Here is a 14871-nt window from a genome sequence, read left to right as displayed (position 1 = left end):
GATCAAGAGACTTCTCGGAGGGGACATTCGATGACTGAACAGCCACAACCTGGAAAAGACGAGAGCAAAAACGAGAGCAAAGACGGGATGCCCGAGGGCTACCAGCCCACGCTGCGTCTTCCGGAGCACCAGCCGGGCGTCCCGCCGCAACAGTTAGCCCCCGTCAGCCAGGACTCCGGCAGCCAGGAACCCGGCCAACCGGCGACGCACCAGTTCACGCAGCCCGAGCCGCCGCAACAGCCGGCCTACCCGCAAGAGCCCTCCGCAGCCCGGCAGCCCGGGCAGGAGCACTACGGCCAGCCCGCACAGGATCAAGGCCAGTTCTCCAGCCCGTACCCGCCGATCTACGGCCAGTCCGGCACGACGCCGTACGCGCCCGGCCAGCCGGCTTACGGTCAGCCCGCGCGGCAGTACGACCAACAGTCGCCATACGCCCAGCCGGGCAGCACGAACCCCTACGGCCAGCCCGCCTACTACAACGTGCCGGCAGCGCCGAAAGGCCTGAGCATCGCCAGCATGTGCTGCGGCATCGCCGCGCTGGTGGGATTCGGGTTCTTCCTGCTCCCGCAGCTGGCTGCGGTCATCCTGGGACACCTGGCCCTGCGGCGAGAACCGGCGGGCCGGGGCATGGCGATCGCCGGTCTCGTGATGGGGTACGTGGCGATCGCCGTCACGGTGCTGGTGATGGTGATCTTCGGACTGGTCATCGGCAGTGCGCGCAGTCGCGGCTACGGAGTCTAGGGACGGCGTCCCGCGCCGGTTGCCCGTGCCCGGGCCGGCGGCCGCGGCTGGCTGCCGCCGGAGGCTCAGCGTGTCAGCGCGGCCACCAGCGGCCGGGCATTGGCCTCAAGCCAGCCCCGCCGCCGATTGATGAGCCCGCCCACGCCCTCCTGCCACATCCGGGCCCAGCCGCCGCCCAGCGTCGCGGCGTTGTGCCGCATCCGGTCGTAGCTCAGCTCCGCGGCGTCGATCCCGGCACCTGGCACCCGGCGTCGTTCCTCCTCGGACCAGCCGTAGGCGTCGGCGAAGACGCGCAGCCGGCGGAACGGATCCTGGTCCTCCCAGCCCGGCCAGGCGTCGGACGGGTCGCGGAGCGGCACCCAGTGCATGGCGGTGTTGAGCGAATCGTGGAAGGCGGTGGACGGTCCGGCGAGGTCGAAATCCACCAAACCGGCGGCCACGCCGTCCCGGACCACCACGTTCTGCGGCGTCACGTCCAGATGGCAGATGAGCCCGGAAGCGTCAGTGGGGTCCGGCCGGACCGGACTGCGCGGAAACGGACTGCGCGGAAACGGATGGTCCCGCGGCACGTAGCCCGCCGACGCCGTGTGGAGCCGCCGCACCAGGCGGCCCACCGAGGCCAGAAGGTCGGCAGACTGTGCCCAGGCTTCCGGCAGGGCCCCGGCGCATTGTCCGGGCACGAAGGTCAGGACGTCCCGGCCCTGATCGTCTCGGCCCAGGAACCGGGGAGAGCCCTCAAAGCCGGCGTCTTCCAGCCAGTCGAGGTACCCGGCCACGGCCAGGGACTGTGGCTGGTGCGGGCGGCGGATGGTTCCGCCAACCCGCACCACACCGTCGGTGACATCGCCCGCCGGCATGAGTTCGACGTCGGACGCCTCGCCTGGGGCGGGGATGTAGACGCGCGCTGCAACCGGGACGCGATGTGCGGAGCTCATCGGGTCAGCGTACGCCGCCCATGAGCTTCTTGATGGCCGGCGAGGCAGCTGCCATGCCGACGGCCAGCAGGATGGCGGTCCCGCCCACACCGATGAAGTACGGCAGCTCGTCATTCGGGTTGTACAGGCCGGACAGGATGCCGGCCAGCGTGGTGCCCAGGGACACGGACAGGAAGAACAGCGCCACCATCTGGGTGTGGAAGGCCTTTGGCGCCAGCTTGGTGGTGACGGACAGCCCGATGGGGGACAGGAACAATTCCGCCAGCGTGAACAGCAGCAGGATTCCCGCCAGAGCCAGCAGCGGAGTCTTGCCGTCGCCGGAGAGCGGAATGAAGGCCAGGAAGGCCAGGCCCATCACGAACAGGCCGATGGAGAACTTCAGCGCCGACCCCGGCTGCTTGCGGCCGAGCCGTGTCCACAGGGCCGCCATGACGCCGGCGAAGATGATGATGAACACCGGGTTGATGGACTGGACCCAGGCGGCAGGCATTTCCCAGCCGAAGAAGTTGCGGTCCAGCTTCTCCTCCGAGTACACGGCGATGAAGGTGAACTGCTGCTGGAACAGGGCCCAGAACGCGGCCGAGGCGATGTACAGCGGGATGAACGCTGCCACCCGTCCGCGTTCGGTGGCGGTGACCTTCTTGCTCCGGAAGATCAGGGTGAAATAGACCACCGACGCGCCGATGGCGGCGTAGGCCATGGACGAGGCCAGGTTCTCGGCATTCACGGTGCCCGAGATGAACAGCGCGGCGATGACCGCGGCCAGGCCGACGAAGATCAGTCCGTAATTTTTGCGCTGCGCAGCCGGCAGGGGATGCACGACCCGCTGGGTCTGCGCGGGGAGCTTGTTGCGTCCCAGCGCGTAGACGGTCAGGCCTACAGCCATACCGACGGCGGCAGCGCCGAAGCCCCAGTGGAAGCCTTGGCTTTCCTGCAGCCAGCCGGTGACGAGGGGGCCGATCAGCGCGCCGGCGTTGATGCCCATGTAGAAGATGGAGAACCCGGCATCGCGGCGTTCGTCCTTCTCGCCGTACAGGCTGCCGACAAGGGCGGTGGCGTTGGCCTTAAGGCCGCCGGAACCGACGCCCACCAGCACCAGGCCGGCGATCAGCCCGGGGACGCCGGGCACGAGGGCCAGCGCGATGTGGCCGCCCATGATCATGATGGCCGCGCCGAACAACACCTTCTCGGAGCCGAACAGCCGGTCAGCGAGCCATGCGCCCAGGATCGTGGAGAGGTAGACGCCGCCGCCGTACGCGCCGACGAGGCTGGCGGCCAGGCCCTGCTCAATCCCGAGGCCGCCCTTCTCGACCGAGAAGTACATGTAGTAGAGCAGGATTCCCTGCATGCCGTAGAAGGAAAAGCGCTCCCACATTTCTACGGAGAAGAGGCTGGCCAGCATCTTTGGGTGGCCAAAAAAGGAGGTATCGCCGGGCGTTGTAGCGGGGCGAGTTTCTAAATGAGTTGTGCTCATTTACTTAATGCTGACATTATGACGCGCGATTGTCACATTCGCAGCGCCCGGGGGCAAGTAACCCCGACGGTGTTTCGCCCCTATTTTCCCGCGGTTCGGTCGTGTGGCCGCCGCCCCGAAAACCCTCTTCCGGTCAGGGATTCCGGCTTGTCCCGGAAGCCGGCCGTCAGGCGGGACCGCCGGCGTCGAACATGATGATCTGCCGGATGGCGTGCCCGTCTGCCAGCTGGTCCATGGCCCGGTTGATATCGGCCAGGGCGATGCGGTCCGAGATCAGTTCCTCGACCGGCAGCTTCCCGTCCCGCCACAGCTGCGCATATTTCGGGATGTCCCGCGACGGGACGGCGGAGCCAAGGTAGCTGCCCACGATCGTCCTTGCCTCTGCGGTGATTGTCAGAGGCGGCAGCTGGGCGCGGGCGTCGGGGGAGGGCAGCCCGGCCGTCACGGTGGTGCCGCCGGGGGAGGTGGCCGCGAAGGCGGTTTCGAAGGCGCGCGGATTGCCGGCGCACTCGATCACGAACCTGGCTCTGACCCCGCCGTCGAGGACCTGCTGCGGCGTGTACGTTTCGTGGGCGCCGAGGCGGCGGGCGTGGTCGAGTTTCTGCTCCAGCGTGTCCACGGCGATGATCCGGGAGATTCCTTGCGAGACGGCGGTGATGAGGGCCGCCATGCCCACCCCGCCCAGGCCGACGATCATGATGCTGTCCTCCGGCCGGGGCCGGGCCGCGTTGAGCACGGCGCCGCCGCCGGTCAGCACGGCGCAGCCCAGAACCGCCGCAATGTCTGCCGGGATGTCGTCGTCCACCGGCACGGCCGAGGCGCGGTCCACCACGGCGTGTGTGGCGAATCCCGAGACCCCCAGGTGGTGGTGGACGGGCTCCCCGCCACGGCTCAAGTGCCGGGACCCGTGCAGCAGGGTTCCGTCGTTGTTGCTCTTCGAGCCGGCCGTGCAGGGCAGCCGGCCGTCCTCGGCACAATTCGCGCAGCTCTCGCACCGGGGCAGGAAGGACATGACCACGCGCTGTCCGGGCTGCAGATCTCCGACGCCGGACCCCACCTCGACGATCCGGCCCGCCGCCTCGTGGCCCAGCAGCATGGGCACCGGACGGACCCGGTTGCCGTCGACAACGCTCAGGTCCGAGTGGCAAATCCCGGCGGCCTCCAGCCGTACGAGGATCTCGGTGGGCCCGGGAGCGGCCAGATCCAGCTCGCAGATGCTGATCGGCCTGGATTCCGCGAACGGGCGCGGGCGGCCGATTTCCTCAAGTACTGCACCGGTGATCTTCATCGATCCTCTTTCGCGGCCTCGTCGGTTTTGAGTGAACGATAGCCGCCGGCCGGAGCCAGCGTCCATTTGGAGAACCGCGGATCTGTTGAGCGGCCCGCGGGGGGACATGCCCATTCCTGGCACCGGCGCGTGGACATGATGGCATTGTGCCCAAGTCTCGCCGCGATGGAGGAGCATGTCCCCGGGCAGGCGCCGGACATGTCCAACGCGTGGCGTGAACGAGGAGCATGTCCCCGGGCCGGCACCGGGACAGATCCAGCGCCCCTCACCACGGCCGGACATGTCCATGGGCGCCTGGAGAAGTGCCGGACGCCGCCGTGCTGCCCGTGTGCTGCCGGCGAACTCCTCAGGCCCATCGACCAGGGCCCGGCTGGTCGCTGCCCGGGGGCAACAAGTGTGAAATAATCTGCGTATGGATGCAGATAAGCAGATATGCGGGCGCGAGCCGGACAGCCAGTATGTCGAACTGGCCGTTGAGATTTTTGCCATGCTCGCCGACGCCACGCGTGTCCGGATTATTCTTGCCCTGCGCGAGGGCGAACTGCCGGTCAACCAGCTGGCGGAGATCGTCCACAAATCTCCGGCGGCCGTTTCCCAGCATCTGGCAAAGATGCGCCTCGCGCGCCTGGTGACCACCAGGCAAGACGGAACACGCGTCTTCTACCGCCTGGAGAATGAGCACGCCCGCCAGCTCGTGACCGACGCCATCTTCCAGGCCGAACACTCATTGGGGGGAACCCCCCGCCACCACCACCCCGAAAGCGCGGACCTATCGTGACCGAACCCCAAGATCTCCACCGTCCCGGGGCGACAGAGCCCGTGCACGCACACCCGGACGCTGGCAGTCATGATCACGGGTCCGAGGACCACGGCCATGGCCACGATGATCATGACCACGATCACGGCCACCATGGCCACGGGCACGGCCACCATGGCCACGGGCACGACGGCCATGACCACGACCACGGCCATTCCCATGAGCATCCGACGGGGATCAAGGGCTTCCTGTACGGATTGTTCGTCCCGCACACCCACGACGCCGCGGACTCTGTCGACGACGCCCTTGAGGCGAGTGAACAGGGGGTCAGGGCGGTGAAGATCAGCCTCTTCATGCTTCTTGGCACCACTGTCCTTCAATTCGTCGTGGTGCTGATGAGCGGTTCGGTGGCACTGCTCGCTGACACGATCCATAACTTCTCCGACGCCATGACGGCTGTGCCGCTGTGGATCGCGTTCCTGCTGGCCCGCCGGCCCGCGACGCGCCGTTATACCTACGGCTTCGGGCGGGCCGAGGACCTGGCCGGACTCTTCATCGTCGTGGTCGTCGCGCTCTCCGCCGTCGTGGCCGGATGGCAGTCGATCGACCGGCTGTTGAATCCCCAGCCGCTGCAGAACCTGTGGTGGGTTGCGGCAGCGGGCCTGGTGGGCTTTGCCGGCAACGAAGCCGTGGCCATCTACCGGATCCGGATCGGCCGGAAGATCGGCTCCGCCGCACTGGTGGCCGACGGTGTCCACGCCCGGATGGACGGATTCACATCACTTGCCGTGGTGCTGGGCGTGATCGGGGTGTGGGCCGGGTTCCCGCTGGCCGACCCGATCGTGGGGCTGCTGATCGCGGCCGCCATCGTCATCCTGTTGTGGGGAACGGTCCGCAGCATCGGCCGGCGCCTGATGGACGGCATCGAACCGGACCTTCTTGACCGGGCACGGTCGGCCCTAGCCTCCACCCCCGGCGTGGACGCCGTCCCGGCCCTGCAGCTGCGTTGGATCGGCCACCGCCTCCAGGGCAACGCCAGCATCCAGGTCGCAGACATGCCGGTCTCCGCAGCCGAACAGATCGCCGCGGATGCCAGGCACCGCCTCGGCCACGCTCTGCCGAACCTGGACGGCATCGCGATCCGGACCACCACCGGGTCAGTACACGACGGCGGGGATCTGGCGCGGTCAGCGTCCTCGCACGGACACGAATAACCCCGGCCTAGAATCCCAGCTGGGCGGCCACCTGCAGGAGCAGCCCCTCGGAGCCCATCGGCCCGATCAGCTGAATGCCCATCGGCAGGCCTGAACCCGGGGCGCCGCCGGTCCAGTGCACCGGGATCGTGATGGCCGGCAGGCCGCAGACGTTCACCATGGAGGACCACGGCGCGTATTCGCATTGCTTGCGGTAGTCGCCGTCGGCGTCGCCCGCCCATTCAGCGGCCGGCCAGTAGCCGACGCCGTGGGCCGCGCCGGTGAACCAGCCCACCGGCCGGGGCGTCTGCGCCAGGGCCGGGGTCACGATGAGGTCCCAGGGGGCATACTGGGCGATCGTGTCCCGCTGGAACTGCCGCAGGAACCCTAGGGATTCATTGAGCTTGGACGTACTGCGCTGCTGCGCGCGCCGCCGGAACGTCCTGGTGAGTGGGGTCAGGAGCGCCTCGCGCTGGGGTGCTATTCGCGCGCTGCCGACGCCGGCGGTCCAGGCAGTGGTGAAGGCATCCGGGTAGCGGTTGTCATAGCGGATCGCCGCCTCCGAGGTCTCGTGGCCGGACGCCTCCAGCCGCGCGACGCCGTCGGCCAGTGCATCGAGCGCCTCGCGGTCCGGGGTGAAAGGGAAAATCGTCTGCCACGGGCTGTCCAGGCTGACGCCGATCCGCAGCCGGTCCGGCTCCCTGGCGGTCAATTCGAGGTAGCTGGCATCCGCCGGGCCGGGCACAAGGGCATCGAGCATCAGGGCGGCGTCGGCGGCGGAGCGGGCGAGCGGGCCGGCAACCACAAGCTGGGCCGGATCGCCTGAGCTTTCCCCGGCCGGCACGAGTCCGCGGCCGGGCTTCAACCCGATGAGTCCGCAGGCAGCGGCCGGAATCCGCACTGAGCCGCCGCCGTCGGATCCAGGGGCGAACGGCAGCAGCCCCGCGGCCACAGCGGCAGCGCTGCCGCCCGAGGATCCGCCTGAACTGCGGCTGAGGGCATACGGATTGCGCGACGGCGGGGCGATCCGGTTCTCGCTGTAGGCTGTCAGGCCGAATTCCGGGACCTGCGTCTTGCCCAGCGACACCACCCCCGCGGTCTTGAGCACTGCGGGGAGGGCGCCGTCCGTCAGCGCCGGTTTGTGCTCCAGAGCGGCGCTCCCATGCGTGGTGATCACCCCTGCCACATCTGTCAGGTCCTTGAATGCGAGCGGCATGCCGTGCAGCGGCGGCAGGCCGCCGTCGCTCGGGTCATGGCTTCGGAGGGCATGGACCTGGTCTGCGGCTGCGGCATCCTTCCGGGCCTGGTCGGCGGTGACGGTGATGAAAGCCCCGAGGCGCGCGTTTTGGGCTTCGATTCGGTCCAGGAAATGATCGGTGGCCTGGCGGGCGGAGAGTTCCCCGGAACGGAGTGCATCCCGGAGTTGAACAGCAGAGAGCTCGTGGATTTCAGCCAAGGAAACGGGGCTCCAGGCCGTCCCGGAATCGTTCGGCAGGCATGGTGTGCCCTGCGGAGGCCCCGGTGAGGGGAGGACATGTCCATTGGAAGGGGAGGGCGGGACTGGGAACATGGCCCGCCGTCATGGCGAGGGGAGGACATGTCCATTGCTGGGGACTGCGGGCGGGCACTGTGGCATTATGCCCAACCCTGGCAGCGAGGGGAGGGCATGTCCCGCGGCGGGAACCGCGGACAGACCGCTCCGCGGGGTGTTTGGCAGCCATGAGGTCTCCTTTGCGCTCTCCAGAAGCGTAACCTGCCGCCTGCGGGGGCGCTCTTCCAGCGGCGGGGGATACGCTGGGAACGGACCTTGAAATCTGCGGAAAGGGCGAACATGAGCGACTTCCACACCGTCAGCGTGTCTGGCATCCCCGATGATGCCAAGATCCTTGATGTCCGCGAGGACTATGAATGGGTCGCGGGCCACGCCGAGGGCGCCCTGCACATTCCCCTGGACCAGCTGCCGGCCCGGCTCGAGGAGCTCGACCCGGACGAGGACGTCTATGTCATTTGCCGTACGGGCGGCCGCTCCCACCGGGCCGCCCAGTGGCTCGTCGGCATGGGGTATTCCGCGCTGAACGTGGCCGGTGGCATGGACCAGTGGGTTGAGACCGGCATGCCGCTCGTGTCCGACAACGGCCTCAAGCCAGTCATCCTGTAACCGAAGAAGGAAAAGCCGATGCCCGCACCAACCGTCACGTACACATTCCTCGGCCCCGAGGGCACCTTCACCGAGGCGGCCTTGATGCAGGTTCCGGACGCGGCGCACGCCATCCGCATTCCGTCCTCGAATGTGAACACGGCGCTGGACAAAGTGCGGGATGGCTCTGCCGATGCGGCCATGGTGCCGATCGAAAACTCCGTCGAGGGCGGCGTCACTGCGACCCTCGACGCCATCGCCACCGGCAAGGAACTCAGGATCCTCCGGGAGGCCCTGGTGCCCATCAGCTTCGTCCTCGTGGCCAGGCCGGGCGTGGAGATCGGGGACATCCGGCGCGTCTCCACCCACGGCCATGCCTGGGCCCAGTGCCGGCTCTGGGTGGACGCCAATATTCCCAATGCGGAATACATCCCCGGCTCTTCCACCGCCGCGGCCGCCATGGGCCTGCTGGACGCGGACGGCGCCCACTACGACGCCGCGATCTGCGCCCCGATCGTGGCCCACGAGCAGCCGGGCCTGTCCGTTCTTGCCGAAAACATCGGCGACAACCCCGGCGCCGTCACCCGGTTCGTGCTGGTGGGCCGCCCGGGCGAACTGCCCGCCCGCACCGGAGCGGACAAGACCACGGTGGTGGTCCCGCTGCCCGAGGACCGGCCCGGTGCGCTGATGGAGATCCTGGACCAGTTCGCCACCCGCGGTGTCAACCTGAGCCGGATCGAATCCCGCCCCACCGGGCAGTATCTGGGCCATTACTTCTTCAGCATTGATGCCGACGGCCACGTGGCCGATGCCCGGGTAGCGGACGCGCTCGCGGGTCTCCACCGCATCAGCCCGGCCACTCGCTTCCTCGGTTCCTACCAGCGTGCGGACGGCCACCGCAGCATCGTGGCGCCGCATACCTCGGATCAAGCATTCCGGGCCGCGCATGCGTGGGTCGGAGACATACTGAGTGGCGCATCTGCCGTGACGGAATATACGCCGGGGGCTTCGCCCAGAGCGTAGGCAAATGCCTTCTGGTGCACTTCCACCGCTTCCCAACTGTGCGTATGCTTGCCTGATCCATATTGGGGAAGTCCTCTACCGGAGGGAGCGGGTCATGTCAGGAACCAGCACAGACAATGACGGCCAGGGAATGATTGTTAATCCCAAGCCGACAGCTGACAACCAGGACTGGGACGGCGACGACGCCGACCGCGCGGACCGTCTGCGCTTTGAAGAGGAGCAGGCAATGATCCGCGAGCAGTCCGAGGCCAGGGCCGCCAAAGCTGCAGCAGATGCGAAGAAAGCCGCAGACGCCAAGAAGGCCGCCAGCGCCTAGTCCCCCTCAGAGTAGCCGCCGTCAGACTAACCGGCGGGGGCCTAGTCGCCTCCCGCCCCGTCCTTGACCCGGACCAGCAGGGATCCGGGGGCCACCTGGACGGTGACCGTCGTGGCCTCGCCGGAAGGATCGCCGTCGATCTGGGTAGGCATGGGTTCGGAGCACCGGATGGTGATCTTGCCGGAACGGTAATACGTCATGACCGGCAGATCCTTCTTGTGCTTCAGCACGATCTTTGTGTACATCGCCAGCCAGCCGATTGCACTGCGCGGGCTCATCACCACGACGTCGAGCATCCCGTCATCGATCATGGCCTGCGGGATAAAATCGATTCCCCCGGGAATCAGGCCGCAGTTCGCGAACAACACGCTGCGGATCTTCCGCGACTGCTCAGGCTGGTCATCCAGCGCAATCGAGACCTTCTTGCGGCGCCCCGGGAGGTGCCGCACCCCGGCTTCCGTATACGCCAGCCAGCCCACGGCCTTCTTCAAGCCGTCATTGGTATCACTGACCACTTCGGCGTCCATGCCCATGCCCGCGATCACCAGGAAAGTGTGCTCCGCTGACTCCCCGGTCCGCACATTCTCCACGGTCATCCGCGCCGTATCGATGAACCGCTGGTGACCGAACAGGGCCGCCGCCACGTTGCCCTGGAGGTCGTTGACCTCCAGATGCACGTTTCGGGCCAGGAGGTTCCCGGTGCCGAGCGGAATCAGGCCCATGGCGGTGTCTGTCCCGGCAAGGACCTCGGCCACGACGCGCACGGTCCCGTCCCCGCCGCAGGCGAGGACGACGTCGGCCCCGCTGGCCACCGCCGCCCGGGCCTGCGAGAATCCAGGGTCCTCGGCGGTGGTTTCAAAGATGCCGGGCGGCTCCCAGCCGGCCTCGGCGCACGCCGCCTCAATGAGTGCCCGCGCCTCTGCCGACCTCGCCTTGATGGGATTCAGGACCACGGCAACCTTCTGCCGCCCAAGGTCCGGGCTGTGGGTTTGCTCCCACACGGCACTGCGGGTGTGCTTGGCCCTCAGCCGACGCACCCCCCACCAACTGGAGGCGGCAAACGCCACGACCCCAGCGATGACGAGGTAGAACAGCCAGTCGCGCATTGTGATCCAACAGTATCCCGCCAGCGCCCCGTGACCTGCCTGCCCGGTAACGCCGACCGGATTGGATACTCTTGTCTGGTGATCGACGTAAAAGACCTCAGCGACAACCCGGACAAGTTCCGTGCCAGCCAGCGCGCCCGCGGCGCCGACGAATCCGCGGTGGACGCGATCATCGCCGCGGATTCGGCCAGGCGCGCGGCGCTGATCCGGTTCGAAAACCTGCGGGCCGAACAGAATGTGTTCGGCAAGAAGGTTGCGCAGGCCAAGGGCGAGGAAAAGCAGGCCCTCCTCGCCGAGGTCAAGGTCCTTGCCGCCTCCGTCAAGGCCGCATCGGCCGAGGCCGATGTCGCCCAGGCCGCCCAGGAGGAACTGCTCCGCACCATCCCCAACCTCATCGAGGACGGCGTCCCGGCCGGCGGCGAGGACGACTACATCGTTGTCAAGACCGTCGGCACGCCGCGCGAATTCCCCGACTTCGAGCCCCGGGACCACCTGGAGATCGGCGAGCTGATCGGGGCCATCGACATGGAGCGCGGGGCGAAGGTGTCCGGTTCACGCTTCTACTTCCTGCGCGGCGTCGGCGCCCGGCTTGAAATGGCGCTGCTCCAGATGGCCATGGACCAGGCGATCGAGGCCGGGTTCATCCCCATGATCACGCCCACCCTGGTCCGCCCGGAAACCATGCAGGGCACCGGCTTTGACGTCAAGCACGACGCCGAGATCTACCGTCTCGCCGAAGACGACCTCTACCTTGTGGGCACCTCCGAAGTGGCCCTCGCCGGCTACCACGCCGACGAGATCCTGGACCTGTCGGACGGTCCCATCCGGTACGCGGGCCAGAGCTCCTGCTACCGCCGCGAGGCCGGCTCGCACGGCAAAGACACCCGCGGCATTATCCGGGTCCACCAGTTCAACAAGGTGGAAATGTTCATCTACACCACGGTCGAAGAGGCCGCTGCCGAGCACGCCCGCCTTCTGGCGTGGGAAGAGGAAATGCTGGCCAAGTGCGAGCTCCCGTACCGCGTGATTGACACCGCTGCCGGGGACCTGGGCAATTCCGCGGCGCGGAAGTACGACTGCGAAGCCTGGGTCCCCACCCAGGGCGCGTACCGGGAACTGACCTCGACGTCCAACTGCACCACCTTCCAGGCCCGCCGACTGAATATCCGCGAGCGTGTCCTGAACGAGGACGGTGCGCCCAAGGGCACCCGGGCCGTGGCCACGCTCAACGGAACCCTGGCCACCACGCGCTGGATCGTCGCCATCCTGGAACACCACCAGAACCCTGACGGCTCCGTCAACGTCCCCGCCGCCCTGCAGAAGTACCTCGGCGGCATGACGGTCTTCCCCGTTCTCTAACCACCGACCCCTAACTACCAGCCGGGCCCCCGCCCGCCGCCGGGTAAACATTCACACTGTGGACAGGCTGTGGGTGTTTACCGCAAATTCACGCCCTGCTGTGGCCTGAGTCCTAGCGGCAGTCGGGGGTCTCTGCTCTACTTATGAGATGACAACCATGACTGAATCCTCAGTCGCCGGCAACGATGACCGGCGCACCACACACGAGAACAACATGCAGAACACCGGGGCCCGGAACAACACGGCCCCGAAGAGCCCCGGCGACAAGATGATGGTCGCCCTGGACGTCGACGGCACCCTGGTGGACCACGACGGCCACATGTCGGTCCCGGTCCGCGAGGCCGCCCAGGCCGTCGTGGCCGCAGGCCACCACGTCACGATCGCCACGGGCCGCTCCCTCAACGCCACGCTGCCGGTCATCGAGCACATCGGGATCGAGGACGGTTACGCGGTCTGCTCCAACGGCGGCGTGATCCTGCGCGTCGACTCCGGACTATCCGACGGCTACGAGGTCATCCACAAGGCAACCTTCGACCCCGGTCCGGCCCTCCGCGCCCTGCGCAAGCGGCTGCCCTCGGCCAAGTACGCCCTTGAGGACGAGTCCGGCAACTTCCTGTCCACCGAACGCTTCCAGGATGCCAGCTTCGGCGTCGAGGCGGTCGGCGTCGACTTCCAGACCATGCTGGAGGCAACCGCCGTCCGCGTGGTGGTCTTCAGCTCGGAGAACACCCCGGAGGAGTTCAACGCCGCGATCCGCCACATCGGGCTTGCGGGCGTGACCTATTCGGTGGGCTGGACGGCGTGGCTGGACATTGCCGCCGCCGGCGTCACGAAGGCCAGCGCGCTGGAGCACCTCCGCGGCCGGCTCAGCATTGAAGCACACCGCACAATCGCCGTCGGCGACGGCCGCAACGACATCGAGATGCTGACCTGGGCGCGCCGCGGCGTGGCCATGGGGCAGGCCCCGGTGGAAGTGATTGCCGCGGCCGATGAGGTGACGAAGTCGGTTTACGACGACGGCGCCGCGCACGTGCTGCGCAGCCTCCTTTAGACGCCCGGCCGGGCGGTCCGGAAGCCCGGCCTGTGCCGGCCTGCGGATGTCGGGCTAGCGGACGTCGAGGATGAGGCCCAGGAGCCGGGCCGCCGCGGGACGTGCCGCGTGTTCTTCGTTCCACTGGGACCGGGCCACGGCCTTGCTGACGGCCTGCGTGGTGATCCCGAGTTCCTCGGCGACGGCCTTCTGCTGGCCGCGGACTCCGGGAGTGAGCAGATCCAGGACCCGCCATTCAGCGTGGCTGCGGTCGTGCACAATGTGGCCCAGGAGGCGCAGCACGGCTTCGGCCTCCGCTGCGACGTCCGCCAGCGGGCCCTCCACGGCCACCCGGATGCGGTCCTTGCCGTTCCGCAGGCGGTCCACGGCGCGCCGGGCATAGATCAGCCCGTGGCCGGAGGCGTCCTTGATCTGGTTCGGCAGGGGTTCGTTCACCGGGCCCACCCCGATGCCCACATACCAGCTGCCGCTGCGCAGGGCGATCATGGCCGCCTCCACCGCCTGATGCGGACAGTCCACGATGCCCTGGACCTCGTCCTCCACGGAGCGGTCGAAATCAAGGCGCGCCGGGATGTGCCGCAGGTCCTTCAGGAGCTGCGGCACGCGGTCGCCGTCGCGCCGGCTGTCGGTTTGATTGATGGTCAGCGTGAACATTCTGGATCACACACTACCCGGTGGCAGTTCGGGGGCAAGTTGGCGGCAGGGCCGCCGTGCCGGGGCCGTAACGGAGGCGGCTAGCCGCCCGCGAGCCCGGAAAGCTGCCCGGACGGCAGGTGGATCCACCCCTCGCTGACGGCTGGCGCGGCATCGCCGGACCCGGGGCGCAGTGTTTGCCCCAGGCTGACGGCCCGTGCCGTCAGCGAGGCGATGACGGCATCAAACATGTCATCGGAGGCGGCAACGTCATCCCTGTACCCCGCCAGGTCCAGCCACGGGGCTTTCAGGGCCAGGTCCGCCAGCGCCGAGGACAGCTTTTCCGCTTCCGGGGCCCCGCGTCCCTTGTAACCGCGGGCCTGGATCCCCCAGAGTTTCAGGGATGCCGCGGGGTAAACCTCGGCGAGGCGACCGGAGCCGTCCCGGGCCTGCGGCCCCGCGTCCCGGGCGATCTTGGCCTGGATCACGGCGCACCGCATGGCCGGGTGGGCCAATCGGTCGGCGGACACGCTGAGCGGAATCAGACCGGTTCTGGCCGTGACGAACCGGTCGGTGTCCCGGTAGGCGAGCAGACGACGGCCCTCGATCCCGTCGTAGCCGAGCACCGGCCCGGCGTCGAAAGTCAGGTGCCCCGCAAGGAAGGGAAGAAAGGCGTCGGGCCAGCCCAGGGGGCAGTCAATCCCGGTCATATCGCTGCTGCCGAAGAGCCCGACGATCTCTTCGTCGCCGACGTCCAGGGACAGATGCGCCAGGTGTGCCGCGCCGTCGGCCCATTCGATGACGGCCACGGCCGTCTTCTTCGCGGCCGCAGCGAGGTCGACGCCGAGGGTCCTCACC

Annotated in this window: 15 protein-coding genes; 8 read left to right on the top strand and 7 right to left on the bottom strand. The window is 68.0% G+C overall.

What is annotated here, in order from left to right:
• Positions 1-30 precede the first annotated feature (30 nt).
• A complete protein-coding gene (locus BLR03_RS18710) occupies positions 31-741 on the top strand; it encodes a DUF4190 domain-containing protein (protein WP_254788590.1) in 711 nt (236 codons plus the stop codon).
• A gap of 65 nt (positions 742-806) precedes the next feature.
• Here BLR03_RS18710 and BLR03_RS18705 read toward each other — a convergent pair whose 3' ends face one another.
• From BLR03_RS18705 to BLR03_RS18695, 3 genes are all read right to left on the bottom strand, one after another.
• Positions 807-1676: a phosphotransferase gene (locus BLR03_RS18705; RefSeq protein WP_091255544.1), complete on the bottom strand. Its 870-nt coding sequence runs from the start codon at positions 1674-1676 to the stop codon at positions 807-809.
• A gap of 4 nt (positions 1677-1680) precedes the next feature.
• Entirely contained in the window at positions 1681-3150 is a 1470-nt protein-coding gene (locus BLR03_RS18700) for a peptide MFS transporter (protein WP_091255542.1), read from the bottom strand.
• Positions 3151-3316: 166 nt separating this feature from the next.
• A complete protein-coding gene (locus BLR03_RS18695) occupies positions 3317-4438 on the bottom strand; it encodes an alcohol dehydrogenase catalytic domain-containing protein (RefSeq protein ID WP_091255540.1) in 1122 nt (373 codons plus the stop codon).
• 412 nt (positions 4439-4850) lie between these two features.
• Here BLR03_RS18695 and BLR03_RS18690 point away from each other — a divergent pair, with 412 nt between their 5' ends.
• On the top strand, positions 4851-5216 hold the full coding sequence (locus tag BLR03_RS18690) for an ArsR/SmtB family transcription factor (RefSeq protein ID WP_091255538.1): 366 nt from the start codon (positions 4851-4853) through the stop codon (positions 5214-5216).
• A gap of 41 nt (positions 5217-5257) precedes the next feature.
• On the top strand, positions 5258-6409 hold the full coding sequence (locus BLR03_RS18685) for a cation diffusion facilitator family transporter (RefSeq protein WP_254788591.1): 1152 nt from the start codon (positions 5258-5260) through the stop codon (positions 6407-6409).
• 7 nt (positions 6410-6416) lie between these two features.
• Here BLR03_RS18685 and BLR03_RS18680 read toward each other — a convergent pair whose 3' ends face one another.
• Entirely contained in the window at positions 6417-7844 is a 1428-nt protein-coding gene (locus BLR03_RS18680) for an amidase (protein WP_091255536.1), read from the bottom strand.
• Between the two features lie 375 nt (positions 7845-8219).
• Here BLR03_RS18680 and BLR03_RS18675 point away from each other — a divergent pair, with 375 nt between their 5' ends.
• The 3 genes from BLR03_RS18675 to BLR03_RS18665 all read left to right on the top strand — a co-directional run bounded on the left by BLR03_RS18675 (position 8220) and on the right by BLR03_RS18665 (position 9864).
• Entirely contained in the window at positions 8220-8546 is a 327-nt protein-coding gene (locus tag BLR03_RS18675) for a rhodanese-like domain-containing protein (RefSeq protein ID WP_091255534.1), read from the top strand.
• 18 nt (positions 8547-8564) lie between these two features.
• Positions 8565-9548 (top strand): prephenate dehydratase, encoded by a 984-nt coding sequence (pheA, locus tag BLR03_RS18670; protein WP_091255532.1) that lies wholly within the window; start codon positions 8565-8567, stop codon positions 9546-9548.
• A gap of 94 nt (positions 9549-9642) precedes the next feature.
• Positions 9643-9864 carry a hypothetical protein gene (locus BLR03_RS18665; RefSeq protein ID WP_091255530.1) on the top strand — a complete coding sequence of 74 codons (222 nt, stop codon included), beginning with the start codon at positions 9643-9645 and terminating at the stop codon, positions 9862-9864.
• A 41-nt stretch (positions 9865-9905) separates the two neighbouring features.
• Here the strand turns inward: BLR03_RS18665 and BLR03_RS18660 are convergent, their stop codons facing one another.
• On the bottom strand, positions 9906-10970 hold the full coding sequence (locus BLR03_RS18660) for a diacylglycerol/lipid kinase family protein (RefSeq protein ID WP_091255527.1): 1065 nt from the start codon (positions 10968-10970) through the stop codon (positions 9906-9908).
• 78 nt (positions 10971-11048) lie between these two features.
• Between BLR03_RS18660 and serS the strand changes: the two genes are divergently transcribed.
• Together serS and BLR03_RS18650 are read left to right on the top strand one after the other, a co-directional pair.
• The gene (serS, locus tag BLR03_RS18655) at positions 11049-12329 is read left to right on the top strand and encodes a serine--tRNA ligase (RefSeq protein ID WP_091255525.1); all 1281 of its coding nucleotides are present in this window, start codon (positions 11049-11051) and stop codon (positions 12327-12329) included.
• Between the two features lie 148 nt (positions 12330-12477).
• Positions 12478-13380 carry an HAD family hydrolase gene (locus BLR03_RS18650; RefSeq protein WP_175460613.1) on the top strand — a complete coding sequence of 301 codons (903 nt, stop codon included), beginning with the start codon at positions 12478-12480 and terminating at the stop codon, positions 13378-13380.
• Between the two features lie 54 nt (positions 13381-13434).
• Here the strand turns inward: BLR03_RS18650 and BLR03_RS18645 are convergent, their stop codons facing one another.
• Positions 13435-14034, bottom strand: a complete 600-nt coding sequence (locus BLR03_RS18645; protein WP_091255523.1) for a MarR family transcriptional regulator — start codon at positions 14032-14034, stop codon at positions 13435-13437.
• An 80-nt stretch (positions 14035-14114) separates the two neighbouring features.
• Positions 14115-14870: a DUF429 domain-containing protein gene (locus BLR03_RS18640; RefSeq protein WP_091255521.1), complete on the bottom strand. Its 756-nt coding sequence runs from the start codon at positions 14868-14870 to the stop codon at positions 14115-14117.
• Position 14871: the final 1 nt, after the last annotated feature.

This window comes from Arthrobacter sp. ok909 (genome assembly GCF_900104405.1).
GTDB lineage: Bacteria > Actinomycetota > Actinomycetes > Actinomycetales > Micrococcaceae > Arthrobacter > Arthrobacter humicola.
Note: the sequence above shows the minus strand (reverse complement) of the source record. Positions and strands in the feature narration are given on the sequence as shown.